Annotated in this window: 13 protein-coding genes; 6 read left to right on the top strand and 7 right to left on the bottom strand. The window is 68.7% G+C overall.

Annotation, left to right across the window (positions count from 1 at the left end):
• Positions 1–151: 151 nt before the first annotated feature.
• Complete coding sequence (locus ACQSSQ_RS17455; RefSeq protein WP_431328388.1) at positions 152–508, bottom strand: site-specific integrase; 357 nt, start codon at positions 506–508, stop codon at positions 152–154.
• 233 nt (positions 509–741) lie between these two features.
• Here ACQSSQ_RS17455 and ACQSSQ_RS17450 point away from each other — a divergent pair, with 233 nt between their 5' ends.
• Together ACQSSQ_RS17450 and ACQSSQ_RS17445 are read left to right on the top strand one after the other, a co-directional pair.
• On the top strand, positions 742–909 hold the full coding sequence (locus tag ACQSSQ_RS17450) for a hypothetical protein (RefSeq protein ID WP_431328387.1): 168 nt from the start codon (positions 742–744) through the stop codon (positions 907–909).
• Positions 906–1,766: an SDH family Clp fold serine proteinase gene (locus ACQSSQ_RS17445; protein WP_431328386.1), complete on the top strand. Its 861-nt coding sequence runs from the start codon at positions 906–908 to the stop codon at positions 1,764–1,766. The genes ACQSSQ_RS17450 and ACQSSQ_RS17445 overlap by 4 nt, the downstream gene beginning before the upstream one ends.
• Positions 1,767–3,197: 1,431 nt before the next feature.
• On the opposite strand, the gene ACQSSQ_RS17440 is transcribed toward ACQSSQ_RS17445, so the two are convergent.
• Both ACQSSQ_RS17440 and ACQSSQ_RS17435 read right to left on the bottom strand, forming a co-directional pair.
• A complete protein-coding gene (locus ACQSSQ_RS17440; protein WP_431328385.1) occupies positions 3,198–3,341 on the bottom strand; it encodes a hypothetical protein in 144 nt (47 codons plus the stop codon).
• 31 nt (positions 3,342–3,372) lie between these two features.
• A complete protein-coding gene (locus ACQSSQ_RS17435) occupies positions 3,373–3,597 on the bottom strand; it encodes a ribbon-helix-helix domain-containing protein (RefSeq protein ID WP_431328384.1) in 225 nt (74 codons plus the stop codon).
• A gap of 148 nt (positions 3,598–3,745) precedes the next feature.
• Between ACQSSQ_RS17435 and ACQSSQ_RS17430 the strand changes: the two genes are divergently transcribed.
• The 4 genes from ACQSSQ_RS17430 to ACQSSQ_RS17415 are packed head-to-tail and all read left to right on the top strand — an operon-like array spanning position 3,746 to position 6,316.
• Entirely contained in the window at positions 3,746–4,042 is a 297-nt protein-coding gene (locus ACQSSQ_RS17430) for a multiubiquitin domain-containing protein (protein WP_431328383.1), read from the top strand.
• Positions 4,043–4,044: 2 nt separating this feature from the next.
• On the top strand, positions 4,045–4,440 hold the full coding sequence (locus ACQSSQ_RS17425) for an E2/UBC family protein (protein ID WP_431328382.1): 396 nt from the start codon (positions 4,045–4,047) through the stop codon (positions 4,438–4,440).
• Entirely contained in the window at positions 4,440–5,969 is a 1,530-nt protein-coding gene (locus tag ACQSSQ_RS17420; RefSeq protein WP_431328381.1) for a HesA/MoeB/ThiF family protein, read from the top strand. Before ACQSSQ_RS17425 ends, ACQSSQ_RS17420 begins: the two co-directional genes overlap by 1 nt.
• Positions 5,966–6,316: a ubiquitination-like system serine protease family protein gene (locus tag ACQSSQ_RS17415; protein ID WP_431328380.1), complete on the top strand. Its 351-nt coding sequence runs from the start codon at positions 5,966–5,968 to the stop codon at positions 6,314–6,316. The genes ACQSSQ_RS17420 and ACQSSQ_RS17415 overlap by 4 nt, the downstream gene beginning before the upstream one ends.
• Before the next feature lie 289 nt (positions 6,317–6,605).
• Here the strand turns inward: ACQSSQ_RS17415 and ACQSSQ_RS17410 are convergent, their stop codons facing one another.
• The 4 genes from ACQSSQ_RS17410 to recC all read right to left on the bottom strand — a co-directional run bounded on the left by ACQSSQ_RS17410 (position 6,606) and on the right by recC (position 16,669).
• Positions 6,606–7,961: a hypothetical protein gene (locus ACQSSQ_RS17410; protein ID WP_431328379.1), complete on the bottom strand. Its 1,356-nt coding sequence runs from the start codon at positions 7,959–7,961 to the stop codon at positions 6,606–6,608.
• Positions 7,962–8,217: 256 nt separating this feature from the next.
• Complete coding sequence (gene recD / locus ACQSSQ_RS17405; RefSeq protein ID WP_431328378.1) at positions 8,218–9,954, bottom strand: exodeoxyribonuclease V subunit alpha; 1,737 nt, start codon at positions 9,952–9,954, stop codon at positions 8,218–8,220.
• The gene (locus ACQSSQ_RS17400) at positions 9,951–13,301 is read right to left on the bottom strand and encodes a UvrD-helicase domain-containing protein (RefSeq protein WP_431328377.1); all 3,351 of its coding nucleotides are present in this window, start codon (positions 13,299–13,301) and stop codon (positions 9,951–9,953) included. The genes recD and ACQSSQ_RS17400 overlap by 4 nt, the downstream gene beginning before the upstream one ends.
• Entirely contained in the window at positions 13,298–16,669 is a 3,372-nt protein-coding gene (recC, locus tag ACQSSQ_RS17395; protein WP_431328376.1) for an exodeoxyribonuclease V subunit gamma, read from the bottom strand. Before recC ends, ACQSSQ_RS17400 begins: the two co-directional genes overlap by 4 nt.
• Positions 16,670–16,902 lie beyond the last annotated feature (233 nt).

Genomic DNA, 16,902 nt, shown 5'->3' with positions numbered 1-16,902 from the left:
GGAGATACGCGAGAGCGCCGTGATGGACGGTGATCGTCTGAGCGACCTGAAGAAATCGGATGAGCTCGAGCCGATCGAGCCCCTGGGTACGCGACTCATCGCGATGCACCTCGGGCAGTCGGGCGTAGACCGATGGGTCGGTCTGCGTGAGTCAGTCGATGTGAGCGAACCGGAAGTACCCGCGAACCCCATGCATCAGTGTGACCACCGACGAGGCCATCAGGCCGCTTTCGGTCAACGAGCGGATGTAGAGCTCGACGTGTGCACGCTCCACGCCGATCAAGGCGTCGATCCCGTTGGTCTCGCACCAGGCGAACCACCGGCGCAATTGGTAGGCGTACAGGTGGTGAGTCGGTCCGGAATAGCGGGCGAGGAACGAGACGGCGGCAAGTTGCGCGGGCGTCATGTTGGCAGGCTGGAACGGCATCAGCTCGCGAGGGGCGTCTTGGCTGGTCATTGAGTTCTCCGCGGCGATGCCGAGGTGGCCTGCCGTGCTCGCCGTCGACACGACGAGGTCCGAGGATCGACGCTACGCGCAGCAATGGCACCCGACGGTGTTAATGAGTCGGCCGCGACCAAGCCGCGCATGCGGCGAAGTGACGCAGGTACGCATGTCGCGATCAGCATGTTGGGCGGCGGCCGCGACCAGTCGTCGCACAGCGCGCCGTACGACGACTGGAACGTCGGTGGACGCACCTACAGTTGTGTCAGAATCCCAGAACGACCCAGAAGAGGTGGCTCATGGCTGAGAAGAAGCCCGAGAACGGTCCGGTAATCGAACCGCCGACCGGCACCGATATCAACTGGCAGGAGAAAATCGCCCGGGCGAAAGCTGCCCGAGATCACGGGAAGGCATTGCGCGTCGGCAAGCCGACCAGCTTCCGCCCCGCGGTGGGGCGCAGTCGTTGACCGAGAGCGCCACGCCGATCTCGCGCACTCCGCTTTTCATCGCGCAGCACTCTGAGCGGTACGCCCGCCAGGACCTTGTACGTCGCTACCAGGACCTGACGGGTGCCAACCTCATCGTGATGATCGATCAGATCTTCCCCGACAACATGACGTTCCTGGAGGAGCTCCTCCACCCGCTCGATTCGTCCAAGCCCCTGCACCTGATGCTCGCATCACCCGGCGGCGACGGAGAAACTGCGATCCGCATCGCGAGGTCGCTCCAGGCGCGCTGCACCGACCTGACCATCCTGCTTCCCGACATGGCGAAGAGCGCTGCGACGATCCTCTGCCTGGGCGCCGACAAGATCGTCTTCGGGCCAGGCGGCGACCTGGGGCCAGTCGACCCGCAAATGCGCTACCCGAACGGCACACTGGCGTCGGCCAAGGAACTCGTTGAGGCCGTTGACGAGGCGGAGAAGCGGATCACAGCTAACCCGGAGACTTACCCGTTGTTCGCCAACCTTCTCGCTGAGGTCACGATGATCATGGTCGAGCAGGCGCGCTACGCGCTCGCGCGTTCCGGCGCCCTGGTCAAGGAATCCCTGAGTGCGGCGACGGGGCGCACCGCTGAGGACGTGGAGGCCTTGGCCGAAGCGCTGCAGCAGCCCTTGATTGAGGAGCCGACGAGCCACTCGGCTGTGATCGGTGTAGAAGCTGCGAAGAGTTTCGGGCTGCCTGCAGAGGCTGCTGACCCGGACTCCGACGAATGGGCGTTCATCTGGTCGTTGTGGACCCGCTACTTCAATCTCGGGGCTTTTCCCGTCGGGCCGGTCGCGATCTACGAAGGGGACCGTGCCTCCCAGATCATCCGGCCGTGAGGGCAACCCCTCCGGATCGGTGTCAAGTTCGGCGCAACGCTTTTTGCTGGGCGAGCTGTCGCGGCGCTGTGACATGTACTTACGACGACTGGCCTGACTAGATCCAGATGTTCCGAGCGCGTCCCGGTCTGCCGTGAGGGGCCACGGCGTCGGTTCTGCACCTGCGTCGACCTCTGTTGATGAGCTGGGTGTGCAGGGCGTTCCATGAGTCGGCGCGCTCGAGGTCGCGTACGTCGCGAATCAGGGCATTCGCGTGGTCTCGGTACGCAGTTGTCTCGTCCCAGGCGCCGTCGACGGCCGCGGTGACCCAGGCTCGGCTTTCGGTGAAGCTGAGAGTGCGCCGGGCCACGAGGAGGACGCCAGGCAGCGTGCCGAGCACGCAATGCGCACCCACGATGTGGGTGCCATGCGTGCTGGAGAGGCGAGCGAGCTGGCCACGTCGCGAGCGCCGAAGATAAGTTGAGCTGCCGCTCTGAGGGGAGGCCGGTCCTCGGCCTTGCAGGCGGTGACGAGACAGTTGTAACGCCCAGATAGGCCAGGTTCCGGTCGGTGCGTCGTCGCGGGCCACCTCCAACCTTGGGTACGTAGCCAGTTCCGAACGTGTTGGGGCATGGCCTGCGCGTCGGGACACGCCGGACTCTCAACGCCGTTCGGGTTCCGCCGGACCTTCCGGCTCGCCGGCTCAGGTGAGAGGTACAGGACCGGGATTCCGGTGCGGGTCGCCCACTCGATCTCCTGTCCGGCCCCTGTGCCACAAGAGGGATCCGCGATCACGACCAGCCCATCCGAGCCAGGAACTACGTACAGGTTTCGGTTAGAACGGGTCCGGCTGGAGGCCATCACGCGACCCGGGGCACGTCTCCTCGAACGGGACGTGCAGTTGAAAGGCCATCTTTCAGCGACAGCGTGCTTGCCGACCGCTGCCTCCAACATGGCGCCGTTAACGATCGCGAGCCGTTGGCTGAGTGACTCGATGCGTTCAGGCGCAAAGCAGTAGAGCTGCGGCAACGCGGCGTTTGGTCGGAAGCGCGGGGTGGTCGGCTTCGCGACCGGGACGTACCTGAAGTGGCTGGGCCCGCAGCCACGACCTCTCGAACTTGCGGCGACGCCGAGGGCCGTCGGAGTGCTTTGGCTCTACGTCCTCGAGTGGGCTCGGCTCGTCGTTTGAACTTGCCGCGGACGGATGTCGATCGACGTGAACCGCTCAAGGCAGAATTTGGATGTGCCCGGTGGTCGAGGTGGCGAGCTCGGACTGGGTCAGTCTGGCAGTCGAGATCTGCCAAAGGACCTCGGCGACACCTTTGCCGGCGTCCGCCCGAGCCCCAGCGCAGCCGATCCGGTCCAGTAACTCCCGCGGGAGAAGGCCGCGGCCTGTTGCCGAACAGTGGCGGCATGCCGGCGCGCGGGAGGTGCGCCATCGCGACGACCTTCTCAGCCAGCGCCGGGGCCGGGGTAGCCCTTGCCGTCGGCGCTACAGCGGCCAGAGCGATGCGCTGGTGCGAGAGAGGTCCGGGCGGGGACGCCGAGGATCAGTTCGGAGAACGAGAAGTCGTCCAGGCTGATGTACTCGACCATCGACGCCCCCTTCCCTCGCCGTCGGCAGCTGCTATTGGTCGTCTGCCTTGAGCCGGTCCAAGATCTTGCGATCGGCCTCGAGGCGGTCGTGCAGTCGCGCCTGGAACTCAGGACTTGCTCGACGTTCGTCGAGGTAAGCGGCGATAGCCACTCGGATCAGCTCGGACGACGCGATGCCGTCTACCCGGGCAACAAACTCCACATCCTCAGCCTGCTCCTCGGGCTGCCGGATGGTCGTGACGCGGCTCTTGCTCACGGCTCTCCTCTCCTGGCGCATGCGGGTATGCGCGAACTCTCGATGCAAGCATGCCGGAACGACATCGCGTTGACAAGAATATGTATTCGTGTAGTCTCTATATCAGTCAGGCGTTCCGGCCTGACCCGAACCTAAGGAGGCGGCCATCGTGTCGACCGAAAACATGACCAAGAACAAGCCCGAGAAGGTCCAGATCTTCATCGACGGCGCGAAATACCACGCGACGGCCGACGAGCTGACCGGTGCACAAATCCGGGCGCTGGCTGATCCGCCAGTCGCCGACGACCGCGACCTGTGGCTCGACATCGTCGACGAGCTCGACGAGCTGATCGAGGAGGATCGGGTCGTTCATCTCGAGGCCAAAATGCGGTTCTTCTCCGTCCCCCGCGAGATCAACCCCGGTCAGCCAACGATCCGGTACTCGCGCAACCGGGCCGGACGATGACCATGACCGAGACCCTCTCGATGCTGCGCCAGCAAGACCGGGACACACTCACCGCCACCGGCCTCAGCTACGCCGCGAGCGGCGACGGCGGCATGACCAACCTCGTGCTGAAGAACTTCGCGGTGGCACCCGGGCTCTCGACCGACAGGGTCGATTTGCTGCTCCGACTGCCCCTCGGGTTCCCAGATGCGGCGCCGGACATGTTCTGGGTCTCCCCGAGCCTCAAAACGGAGGCCGGCATTCCGATTGCGGGCACCGAGATGCTCGAGCCGTACGTTGGCCGGAACTGGCAGCGATGGAGCCGCCACATCGCGCAGCATTGGCGCCCCGGAATCGACAACCTCGAGACCTACCTCGCCTACGTCCGCCAATGCCTACGCCTGGCGGGAGGCCGCTGATGAGCACCCGCATCGCGTTCACCGAGGACCAGTTCCGTCCCATGGTCGACGCCCTGGCGCTCGAGCACGAGTCCGCGGCGGTGATCGCCGCCACCATGATGGTGGAGGCGATCACCCCGGGCCGGGAGGTCGCAGTCGCAGACCCGACGACCCCCGCCTCGGCGTACGTGCCGGATACGGCGCTGCTGATCACGGACGTCACCTGGGTGCCGCAGGACGCTTACCTTCGGCGCACGGGCTTTGGCCTGACGATTCGATCTACCGGCTGGGTGCCGGCTGTACGTGCTGCCATTCGTGAGGGGCAAGTGCCGGTATTTGTGCACACCCATCCGGGAGGCCATGCCGAGTTCTCCGAGTGGGACGACACCGTCGACCAGCAACTCGGCGCTGCTGCGCAGGACCTGGGCGCCCCAGCGTACGCCTCGATCGTGATCGCCGGTACGCCCGCAGTGCCCGCGGTCGTCGCGCGGATGTGCCGATTCCCCTTCGCCGCCGACCGCGGGGCCAGCCAGGGCCTAAAGTTCGAGGACGTCGACGCGGTCCGCGTCGCCGGCGCCAGCATCCGGCTGCACCTGCCGCCGGCCGGCCCCGGTCCGCGAGACATCCAGGTGTCGAAGGGTCCCCAGGACCAGGAGGGGGCCGGCGAGGCTGCGGAGTACGAGGTCTTCGACCGGCAGGTCCGAATGCTGGGGGTCGACGGGCAGCGCACCCTTGCCGCTCTCAACGTCGCGGTCATCGGTGCTGGCGGGACCGGATCGGCCGTTGCGGGGCAACTCGTCCGGATCGGCGTAGGGCGCATCACCCTGGTCGATGACGACGTCGTCACGGCCGCGACACCCACCAGGGGGCACGGCATCCGCCTGGCCGATCTCGGCCAGCCGAAGGTCGACGTCCTCGGCGAGCACCTGCGCGACATCGGTTTCGGCACCCAAGTGGAAGCGATCAACGCGCCACTGCACCACCCGGACGCCCTCCGGGCCATCGCCTATGCCGACGTCGTGTTCAGTTGTGTCGACGGCCACGGCGGACGGATGATCCTGAACCGGTTCGCTTACGCCCACCTCGTCCCCGTCATCGACCTCGCGGTCCTCGTCTCCCCGAGCCTCGACGGACGGGTGGAGATCGACGAACGAGTCACGTGGGTCGCTCCCGGCACCGCATGCATGCTCTGTCGCGGCCGACTCAACCCGGCGCGCGCCTACGCGGAGAACCTGGACCCCGAGGCACGCAAGCGACTCGCCGGCGAGGGTTACGTCCTCGATGTTGAAACGCCGCAGCCGGCAGTGGTCACGCTGACCACCCTCATCGCCTCGCTCGGCACCACCGAGTTCCTGCTCCGCCTGACCGGGCTGGGATCCCCTGAACCCACGGAGTTCATCCTCCGACCGCACCTCGGTGAACTGCGCCGCAACCAGCGGCCGCAGCGCACCGGCTGCTTCTGTGCGGAGCCGAAGTTCCTCGGACGCGGGCAGCAGCGACCTTACCTCGACCTCATGTGGTCCGACAGTGGCGAAGCGTCAGCATCATGAGGGTCACCAGGCTCCAAAGAGCGGTTGTCAACTGGTCGAGACGCGCTCGACACCGCCCACGGGCACGCATTGTCAAGGTGGTTTTCGTGACGGGGAGGGGCGACTTGCCGGCCGCAATGAACCCGCGCCGGATCTACCGACTCGGCAATCCCGGCAAGTGGGCAGTCTTAGAGTGCCCCTGTGGGCGAGGGCACGTCATCGAGCTGAACCTTGCGCACGCGGGCCGCGACCGCTGGACCTTGACCACAGATCCCGAAGGTCGTCCGTCAACTCGGCCGTCGATCGACTCCAGAGGGGCCTCGCGCTGCCACTTCTGGCTACGTGGAGGTCGCATCGACTGGGCCTAACCCGCCGCCTACCCAAGGCCGAGGACTGCAACCAGCGGGCGAACGATCAGTGCGGTGGTGTGATGACCCCGGAAGCTGCGCCACCGATGTCGTCGAAGGGACTAGCGTGCTCGGCCGCGATTGGCCATCGACACGATGCTCAGGGAGAGGCGGGCCGACGGCCGCTCGGACAAGGCCGACCGAAGCGCCTCTCGGCGCGCTTGGGACGCCGCCCGTGCCGCTCGTTGCTGTGTCTCGGGGTCAACGCGATTGGAGTTGTCGATCGGCGTGAAGAAACTATCCATGGTCTTCATTCCGCGTCCTCGCCCTCGGCCATGTCTTGAAGTCTTGATAGCACGTCTGTCAAGGCCTGTCTGGTAGCCCACGCAGGGTTCCGGTCACGCTCGAAGTAGTGCTTTCGCTTGACCCAGACGAAGCCGTCGCCCTTCGAGATTACGGCAACGTCAGTTGCGCCGCCCACGGTTTCCTGCCTGTCGAGACTGACGCGGTTTCGCAGGGATGTGAGATCTACGAGGTTCTCCGCGAGATCGGCGATCTCCCGCTTGGACAGGAAGGCGGCGCTACCCTCGATCGGCTCTAGTCGACGGAGATGGAACTCCTCGTTCATGAAGTTCCCGAACGACTGCCACGACGTCTTGAAGTGGGTGCTGAGGCGCTGTCGGATGGCCTCTAGGTGGGGCGCGCTGACCTGTGACTCCTTCTTGATGATCTCGATGGCGTCGTTCTCGAGGTCGCGGCTCCACCTAGCCCAGAAGTTGCTGACAGCCCCAGAGACCTCAGGGTCGATGCCCTGGAGGAACATCAGCGCCTCGCTGGTCTGGGCATAGGGCCTGATTAATGCGGGAGTGGCGTTCGTGACCGAATCGACTGTTGACGCCACTTTGACCAGACGCCCTTCGAGGAAGCCCCCGATCTCCGCGTGGCAGACGGTCGGGAACATGTCGTCTGCGCCGAAGCCCGAGATGACCAAACCAGACCATGTCCCTTGCGCCGTCGGCCAGCGGAGGAATGCCCGCAGCACCAGCCGCGCGAAGCGCTGCCGGACCGGCTTGGTCAGGGTGAACTCGCCGGTCTTGCTTGCTATGCACTCCGTGAGATCGCTACCCCACCTCGACCAGAGTTCGCCCTCGTTAAGGCCCTCTGCCCACTTCGCGACCGTCGTGCTGGGGCCGTCCAGGACCGTCTCCAACTCATCGAGGAGTTCGCCGAACTTTTCTCGTCGCTGTACCCGCCCCTGGACGGCGACGATCTGTGGTTTGAACGTGTCGTAGAGGCGGTCGGCCAGCGGCACGAAGCTGTCAATGAGCTCCGCTCTCTCGTCCTCCTCCGTCATGAGCGGCGCGAGAGCCGCTCCCACGAAAGCGATGAAGTGGTCCGCGTACTCCTCGAGAGTGGGGAACTCGGCCGCTGGGTTTCGGTGGCGGTAGACCTTGATGAGGGTCTCCCAAGGGATGCCAGCGATGTCGGCGCTGTTGTAGATCATTACGCCAACGGGCTGGCCTTTAACGAGCTCGAAGAGCTTGTTGGCCTCGGCGTAGATCTTGGTGACCCGGTGGCTATCGCCGGTTCGGGTCGCGATGGTGACAGCGCTATCCGCAGCAAGAGCGACGGCACTCTTGTTCAGAATCGCAACCTCTGTGGTCACCTTGAGGCTCCCTCCCCCACTTTGTGCGAGAGCGTATTGGATATCGTCACGGGCGATGGCATGTCGCTAATCAGCCAACCCGAAGAATAACGGTGCCGCTGGATTCATCAGGTCGATTGGCTCTGGTTCCCCGCGTCATTCTGGGCGGAAAGACACGCACGACGAGAACCACACGACTCTCGCAAGCTCGGGGACCGACTCACACGTCCCGAGCGTCCTCCGTGACAGGCCAGAGGCCGGGAGCCCTCGATCGGTCTCAGCCGACGAGTCGCTCAGCCAGTCCGGACGATCGCTGGGCCGTTGTTTGCACGGCGCCGCGAACGGCATCGCGGCTGCCGACGATCGTTAGGTGCCCCTGCGCGCGGGTGACGGCGGTGTAAAGCATCTCGCGGGTGAGCAGCCTGGAGCGCGGCGGGGGGACGATGACGACGACGTTCTCGGCCTGGCTTCCTTGGGCCTTGTGCACGGTCATCGCATGCATGGTCTCGATGTCCGACAGGCGCCACGGCGAGAGCGATAGCGGGCCGGATGCGGTCTGGAGGACGGCGAGCGGGCCGTCGTCGGTACGGATGATGACGCCGGAGTCGCCGTTGCGGACGCCGAGCCCGTAGTCGTTTCGCGTCACCAGGATCGGGCGGCCGATATACATCGCCTGAAGCGCCACCTCGGGAGCGTGCACGGCGAGTGCGCGTTCGACGAGCTGGTTCCAGTGCCGAGTGCCAAACGGGCCCGTACGGTGTGCACACAGCAGCCGGAACGTGTCGAGATGGGCGAGAGCTCCGTCCGCGTCGCCGCTCAGGGCGAAGTCGCGCAGCCGTACGGCGTGCTCGACCACCTCCGGGAGCAGATCGAGCGACGGGCCTTCCGTGTCGACGAACGTGACGCCCGCACCGCCGCTGTCGACGGCGCCGAGCACGGCGTCGGGGTCTCCGGCTCGGAACGCGGCTGCGAGGTCGGCGCGATCGCCCTGGACGCGGTGATCCTTCGTCAGGCGAACAACGCTCCCGTCAGGCTCCAGGCCACGTACGAGGTCGGCGAGCACCGATCCGGCCTCGATCGATGCCAGCTGGTCGGGGTCACCCACGAGCAGGAGCCGGGTCGCGGGCGCCAGCGCGTCGATCAGCCGCGCCATCATGCCCAGCGAAACCATCGACGCCTCGTCGACGATCACGAGGTCGTGCGGCAACGGGTTACGGGCGTCATGGCGGAACCGCAGATAGCTGCCCGGGAGGCTGCCCAACATACGATGCAGCGTCACCGCCGGGCTGATCGTCGCGTCACCGCCGTCGCTGGCCTCGATCATCTCGTTCATCCGCGCCGCAGCCTTGCCGGTCGGCGCGGCCAGCCCGATGCGCAGGCTCCCCCCGCTCCCCGCGCTGAGCGCCCGAAGCACGCTCGCGATCGTGTGCGTCTTCCCCATGCCGGGCCCGCCGGTCAGGACTGTCGTCGCGCGCTCGGCCACACTGCGTACGGCGGCCTGCTGCGCCTCGTCCAGTTCCGGCGTGGTCGCGAGTACGACCTCCTCGACCACCGCGAGGTCCACCGGCGCGACCGCCACCTCGCGCCGAGCCCGCAGCGCGTCGGCGATGAGTCGCTCGTCCGCGTGATAGCGGTCGAGGTACACCAACCCGAGATCGACGCGCAGGACACCGGCCGCGACCAGGCCAGACGACCGTACGGTCTCCAGCCATGCCCCCGGCTCGGGCAGTTCGACCGCCCCACCCACGGTCGGCGGCTCGCTGTCGAGGTCGTCCGCGTCATCCACGTCCGCGGTCAGACCAGCCACGGACTCCAGCGAGAGCGCGGTCGAACCGTCGCGCACCGCGCGTACGGCGAACGCCAGCGCGAGCGCAGCATCGCTGCCGACCTCCTCGCCGACCTGGCGACAGATCCGCGTGGCGACGACGCAGTCGCTGCCGTCCAGGAAGCCCGCCTCGTTGAGGGTCGCCAGCCGTCCCTCGGCGACGATTGTGAGGGCAGGGTCCGCGGTCATCGCGCCTCCTCCCCCCGTCCGACCGTTGAGCACTGCCGACCGTCGAGCACGGCCGACAGGTCCTCGAGCATCGCCGACGGTGGACGCCACGAGAACACCCCGTACGGATGCCCGTCCGCGAGAGGGGTGTCGGGGCCGGCCATGCCGCGCAGGTACAGGTACATCACGCCGCCCAGGTGCTCGTCCGGGTCGTACGCCGGGAGCCGCCAGCGCAAGTAGCGATGGAGCACGACCGAGTACAGGATCGCCTGCAGCGGATACGTCGAGTGCGTCATCGCCTCCGCCAGCCGCGCCGGCGCGTACGCGGCGAGGGTCAGTTCGGCGTCGTACGGTCCGAGCCAGTTGGTCTTGTAGTCGACGACGTAGAACTTGCCGTCATACCGGAAGGTCAGGTCGATCGAACCGGTCAGATAGCCCAGCAACGCCTGGCCGCCGAGCTCCTCTCCGTCGAGGGCGTCGGCGTACGCGCGCAGCGGATCGCCGTCCGGGAGGTGCTCGCGCAGGATCGGCGCCATCGCCCCCAGCCGCGCGTTCGCGTGCGGGCGGTCGCCCCCTGCCAACGGCAGCTCGAAGTCCATCTCCGCGAACCGGTCTGTACGAGGCAGGTCGACCAGCGTTGCGCCACCCGCCAGCGGTCCCAGCGGCGTCGTACAGACGGCTTCGAGCGCCGCAGCCAGCGCGTCCGGGTCCACGTCGACCGGCCACCACGCGAGGTACTCGCGGATGCGCTCGACAAGCTCACCGCGCAGGTCCTCGGCCTGGAAGTCGGCGTCCTCCAGCACCGCGTGCACCAACGACCCGAACGTGGTGCCGACGGGCATCTGCGCCATCGGTGAAGGGATGTCAGCGCCGACACCGGCGGCGACCGCAGCGACGGTGAGCGGCTCCTCGTCGTCGCGCCCCACCGCATCGGGCTCAGGCTCCGACGTAGCCGCGCCGGCGTCGTGCGAGGCGGCGGTCAGTGAGGAGTACGACGTCCGCCGCCACAGCTGGTCGACCCACGCGCGGTCGAACCGTCGTACGGTCAGGGGTGCCCTCGCCTGCTCGGCCAGCACCTCGGGGGCACTCGGGCTGCCGTCGACCGGCGTGAGGCTGAACGCGCCGTGCGCGGCCCACGTCTGAAGGATCTGCTGGGAGACGGCCGCGTCCTCCAGCTGCACCCGTTCCGCGGGGACCACGGGACCATCTCCACCGCCATCCCCGTCGGCCCGCGCCGCGAGCAGCGAAGCGAGCTCCTCGGCGGTGCCGGCCTGCCCGAACAGGAGCCGATGCAGGGCCGAGTTGGCGGTGTTCCAGGTGGGAGCCCACCAGACGACGACCTGCGACTGGGCCCGCGTCATCGCGACGTACGCGAGACGCATGTTCTCCCCGAGCGCCTCCGACCGGTGCTCCGGCTGGTTGACCTCGGCGGCGTCGAACGAGAGCACCCGGCGCCCGTCGCGGTGGATGATCGCGGGCGTCGGGTCGTCCTTCATCCAGTGGTCGAAGAGGAACGGCGCGTAGACGATCGGATACTGCAGGCCCTTGCTGCCGTGGATCGTCGACAAGGTCACCGCCAGGGCATCGGAATCGAGCCGCATGATCCGCGACGCGGCGGTGGTCGCCGTACCGTCGGCGCTCTGCTGCCTCAGCCAGGCGACCAGGCTCGGCAGCGCACGGGTGCCCTCGAGGACGTGCTCCTGCAAGAGCTGTGCGCAGTGCTCGATGTCGGTCAGGTCGCGTTCACCACCGACCTGCGACAGCACGCGCGCGTCGAGCCCCTGGCTGCGCGCGACGTCCAGCACGGCGGCGATGGCGCCGCGCTGGAACGCCGCGACCAGCGACCGTACCTGCGCAGAGATCGCCTCCGTCGCCTGCTCCCCGCGGGCGTCGAGCTCCTCCGCCGTCCAGCCGAGGAACGGCGTGAGCGCCGCCAGACGGAGGCGTTCGGGCCGGTGCGGCTGCTCGAGCGCCATCATCAGGTGCAGCCACCACTCGGCGGCGGCCGTACGAAGGACCGACTCGCTGGAGACCAGGACGGACGGGATCCCGTGCGTACGCAGGGCCGCGCGGATGCCGTGCAGATCACGGTTCGCGTACGCGAGAACGGCGACGTGCTGCGGCCGCACGGGAGCGCCGCCGAACGTGGCAGCGGAGGTGAGCAGGCGCGCGATGTCGGCGGCAGCGTCGGCGTAGACCCTCTCCCGCACCGCCGCGATCGAGAGCTTCTTGTTGCCCAGCACCGCCCGAAGCCGTAGGGGGCTGTTGTCGGGCGCTTCCTCGAGGCGATGCGCGGTCTTCTGGGCGGTGATCGGGCGGGCCACGATGCCCGGCGAGAGCTGGACGTTCGCCATCAGCAGCTGCAGCGCGTCCACCAGGGGCGCGTCGCTGCGGTAGTTCGTCGGCAGCGACGTCCGCGTCGCCGCGGTCTGGGCGGCGAGCAGGTACGTCGCCACGTCGCCGCCACGGAACCCGTAGATCGCCTGCTTCGGATCGCCGATCAGCACGAGGGTCTTGTCCTCGGTGGCGAACGCGCGCGAGAACACCTGCCACTGCACCGGATCGGTGTCCTGGAACTCGTCGACGAGCACCACCGACCAGCGTTCGCGCATCCGCCGCCGCGCCGGGCTGTCGTCAGGCTCCAACGCGTCGGCGAGCTCGGTGAGGAGGTCGTCGTAGCCGAGCAGGGCGGCCCGACGCTTGCGTCGTACGACCTCGGCGCGGACCTTCTCGACGAAGGCGAGCCGCGCCGCGACCGGGCCGGTCGGGTTCGCCGGCGACAGGATCGCGCTGGGGTTGTCGAGCGCGATCTGCGCGTCGGCCTTCGCCTGCGCGTAGTCGAGGTTCGCGCCTGCGACGTGCTCGGCGAGATACAGGTCGTCGACGACGTCGGCGTGCAGCTCCGCCAGATCCTCCGCCAACGTCGCGTACGAGTCGGAGTCGCCGGCGACGCCGAGGCCCTTGAGCACGTAGTGGCAGAACTGATGGATCGTCGCGATGGTCGCCGTGTCGAAGTCGGCCACCGCGGTGGCGAGCCGGTCGATGCGCGCGGCGAGCTTGTCGGCGGCGCAGTCGCGCAGGTGGGTGACGAGGATGTCGCCGGTGGCGTCGCCGCGTTGCAGGGCGGTGAGGACCTCGGCCATCCGAGCGCGGACGCGTTCACGCAGCTCCTGGCTGGCCGCGCGGCTGAAGGTGACGATCAGCAGCTCGGAGAGCGGCCGCCCCTGCTCCGCGACGTACCGGACGACGAGCGCCGACAGCGTCCACGTCTTGCCGGTGCCGGCGCTCGCCTCGATGAGCGTCGTCCCCGACGGGAGGGGCGCGGCGATGTCGAAGCTGGTCATCGCAGGGGCGTTCGTCGGGCTCATGCCTCGCCCCCGTGCTCGTGGATGGGGTTCCAGATGCGCGGCGCGAAGTGTTCGATGCCGCGCTGCCGGTTGAGCGCCTCGACGGGCGGCTGTGGACCAAGGACGAATCGCCACCACGGGTCGTCGTTCTCGCCGGAGAACCTGCCGCCTTCCCAGACGGGACGGGCGCGGTCGAGCGCCTGCTGCACCCCGTACGGGTCGCCGGGGCGGGTCTTGCGGTACGCGGCGGCGAACGCGCTCGCGGTCTTCGGCGGCACGCCCATCGGGAACCGCATCCCCGACTGCCGCACCCGTACGAGGTCGGCGAGCAGCGCCACGGCCTCCTCCGGGTCGGGTGACGAGAGCCGGAGTCCGCCCTTCTTGCCGAGCAGCTCGGCGCGGTGCTCGCGCTCGGGTTCGGCGGCCGCCAGCGCCAGCAGGCGTACCCACGCGGCCGCGACGTGCTTCGCGCTGATCGTCGAGTACGTCCGTACCCGCACCGTGTCGTCATAGACCGCGCTCACCGCGCCGGTGAGCCGTACGGGGCCGTCGTCGACTGCGGGCAGGTCGAGCCGGACGTCGACGGACCTCGGCTGGCCGGCGCCTTGGTCGGTGGCGATCGCCGAGACCGTGGCGCGGATGTTGGCGCGCACCGTCTCGCCCAGCCCACCCGGCGGGAAGCTCCCGCGGACGACCTCCCGGTCGAGCGCGTCCTCGAGCGCCATCCCGTCGAGCACCTCGTGCAGCACGCGTTCGCCGATGTCCCACTGCTCCAGGCCGTCGAGGGCGATCGGCAGAGAGTCGTTCGCCTCATCCACCTGCCGCGGAACGGTCACCTCAAGGCGGTTCTTGAGGAACTCGCGCGCCGGGTTCTGCAGGAACGCCACCAGCTCGTCGACCGTGACGGCCGAGACCGGTCGTACGGGCAGCGGCTGGTCGAGGAAGTCCTTCTTGGCGGGCGGGTCCGCCCGGAAGGTGCGCAGTGCCTCGGCCCCCGCGAGCGCGGCCGTGTCGAACGTGCCGCCGGGCACCGGGCCGTCGGGTCGGAAGTTGCGCTCGTCGAACGCCTGCAGCGGGTGGTGCCGTACGAAGCTGGGGTCGGTGTCACCGTCCGCCGTGTCGCCAGGCGCCGTCGCCGTACGGGCGGCTGCGGCGATCAGCTCTTGGAGCGGTACGGCCGGTGGGCGGCGGGCGCCGTTGTGCTCGTCGAAGCCGGAGTAGATCGCCACGAAGCGCTCGCTGGCCGCCATCACGGCGTCGAGCAGCAGCTGGCGGTCCTCGCTGCGCGCGTCGCGCTCGCCGACCTGCGGACGGCGGGCGAGGACGTCGTCGCCGTCGACCACGGGCGAGCGCGGGTAGACACCGTCGTCGACACCGAGCACCACCACCGCCTTGTGCGGCACCGAGCGCATCGGCACCATCGTGCACACCGTGATCGCGCCGCTGCGGAAGTTCGCGCGGGTCGGCCGAGCGCCCCACCGCTGGTCGAGCATCACCCGGATGTCGTTGAGGCGCAGCGTCGTCTGGTCCCCGGCCGTCTCGCCGATCGCGTCGAGGTCGCGCGCGAGCTGAGCGAACTGCCACCGCTCGTCCGGAGGGGTGTCGGCGAGCGCGTCGATGGTGTCGTGCAGCCAGCGCATCCACTCCCGCGCCGAGAGGGTGCCTCGTACGGTGTCGGCGGCGCGCTTGAGCCGCTCCATCAGCTCCAGGAACCGGCCGACGACCTCGATGTCGCGGCTGCCGATGTCGTCGACGGGTACGCGCGCGGCTGACGGGCCGTCGGTGTCGGCGGCGACCGCGACGCCGAGGGCGATCCGGTCCATGCCGCGCGTCCAGGTGTTCGCATCGAGGCCGGCCAGCTGGTACTCGCCGCGGTGCCCCGCGTCGTACCCCCACCGCACGCCCGCGTCGGCGACCCACCGACCGACCCGCTCCAGGTCCTCCTCGTCGAACCCGAACCGCGCCCGTACGGTCTCGTGGCTCGCGAGGTCGAGCACCTCGGAGACGGTCATCCGGCCGGCGACGAGCGCGACGACGCGGTGCGCCAGGTCGATCAGCGGGTTGGTCGCGCCGAGGGCCCGGTCGGCGAGCTGCACGCGGAGCTGCTGGCCGGGGTGGTACGAGGTGGGTGCCGCGCCCGGCGTGGAGACGAGGCTGAGGCCGAACGTGGCCTGGATGAGCGGCGCGAACGTCTCGATGTCCGGGCACATCACGAGGATGTCGCGCGGTTGCAGTGCGCCCTGGCCGTCGGCGAGAAGGGCGGTTAGAACCTCGCGGAGCACCTCCACCTGGCGGGCCGGGCCGTGGCAGGCGTGCACCTGGATCGAGTAGTCGTCGGCCGTGGTGGTCCGCGTCTCGTCGGGGGCGCGATTGGCGCGGATGTCGGCGTGGAGGAGGGCGAGCCGGTCTGGGTTGGTGGTCGGCGTGGGCGGCTCGAGCGGGTCGTGGACGGTGACGCCGTCGGTGCTCAGCACCGCCTGCAGCTCGCGTGCGTCCCGGCCGAGCGTGGCGAGGAGCGGGTGCTTGGCGTGGCGGGCCGTACGGTCGTCGGCGCGGGCGCCTCGCGATGTTGCGCCGTCGAGGTCGGCCCACAGCTGGGGTGAGGGGTGGGGCAGCCAGAGGTGGAGTTCGCGGCAGGCACCCAGGGCGACGACCAGCTCGCGCTCGGCTGCGGCGAGGCGGGTGTAACCGAAGAAGGACACGCGTTGCGGAAGGTCGAGGTGTGCCTGGCTCGACGACAGCTGGTCGACGACGCGCCGGTGGCGTTCGGTCACCGATTCGGTGAGGTCGTGCCGTTCGCGGACGAGGTCGACCGTGCGACGCCACAGGATCGGCTGCCAGAGGAAGTCGTCGGGCAGCGTGCCGCCCACGCCGTCGGAGGGTGTGCCCTTCTCCCAGTCGGCGAGCATGTGCGGGCGCTCTCGCGCGTACGAGGCGAACAGGCCGGCGATCCGGCGCGCGACGGCGTACCGGCGCGACTGACGCGCCTTGCGCTCCCATTCGGCGCGTGGGTCGCCGACGATCTCGGGGCCGGCGCCGAGGTGGTGGGTGAGCGCGCCGAAGTGAGGGGCTCCGGTGAGCTCGTCGATCGCCTCGAGGGTCGGCCAGACGAGTCGGTCCGCGTGCCAGGGGTCGTCGCGGTCGCGACCGAGCAGCATGCTGATGAGCGCCTGCGGCGCCATGATCCGCAGGCCCGCACACACTCCGTCATCGCCGGCTGTGGTGCCGAGGGCATGGGAGAGCTGCTGCGCCAGCCACCGCTCGACGCCGCGCGCGGGGACGACGACGACTTCGGGAGTGAACACGTCCGCGGGGTCGTCACCCAGCATCGCGGCGAACTCGCGCACGAGCGCCTCCGGCCCGTCGCCCCGGTGCACGTTGATCCCCACGCCGTGACACTAGCCAATCCGGGCGTCTCGATACGCCCTCCGCTGGCGCTCCGGGCTACTCGACCAGCGGGGAGGGGTCTCGATACGGGCTCGTTCCTCGCCCTACTCGACCAGCGGCGGGAGGTCCGTCCGCCTCGAAGAACAGGCGTCCGAACTCGCGGCGATGAGTTTGGACGCGGTCTCGGGTCTGCGATTCCGTACACCCGATCTCCCGACTCGCGAGGAGAGCGTCA

The sequence above is a fragment of the Mumia spirodelae genome, from assembly GCF_050632745.1.
Classification (GTDB): domain Bacteria; phylum Actinomycetota; class Actinomycetes; order Propionibacteriales; family Nocardioidaceae; genus Mumia.
This window is presented reverse-complemented; position numbering and strand designations above follow the sequence as displayed.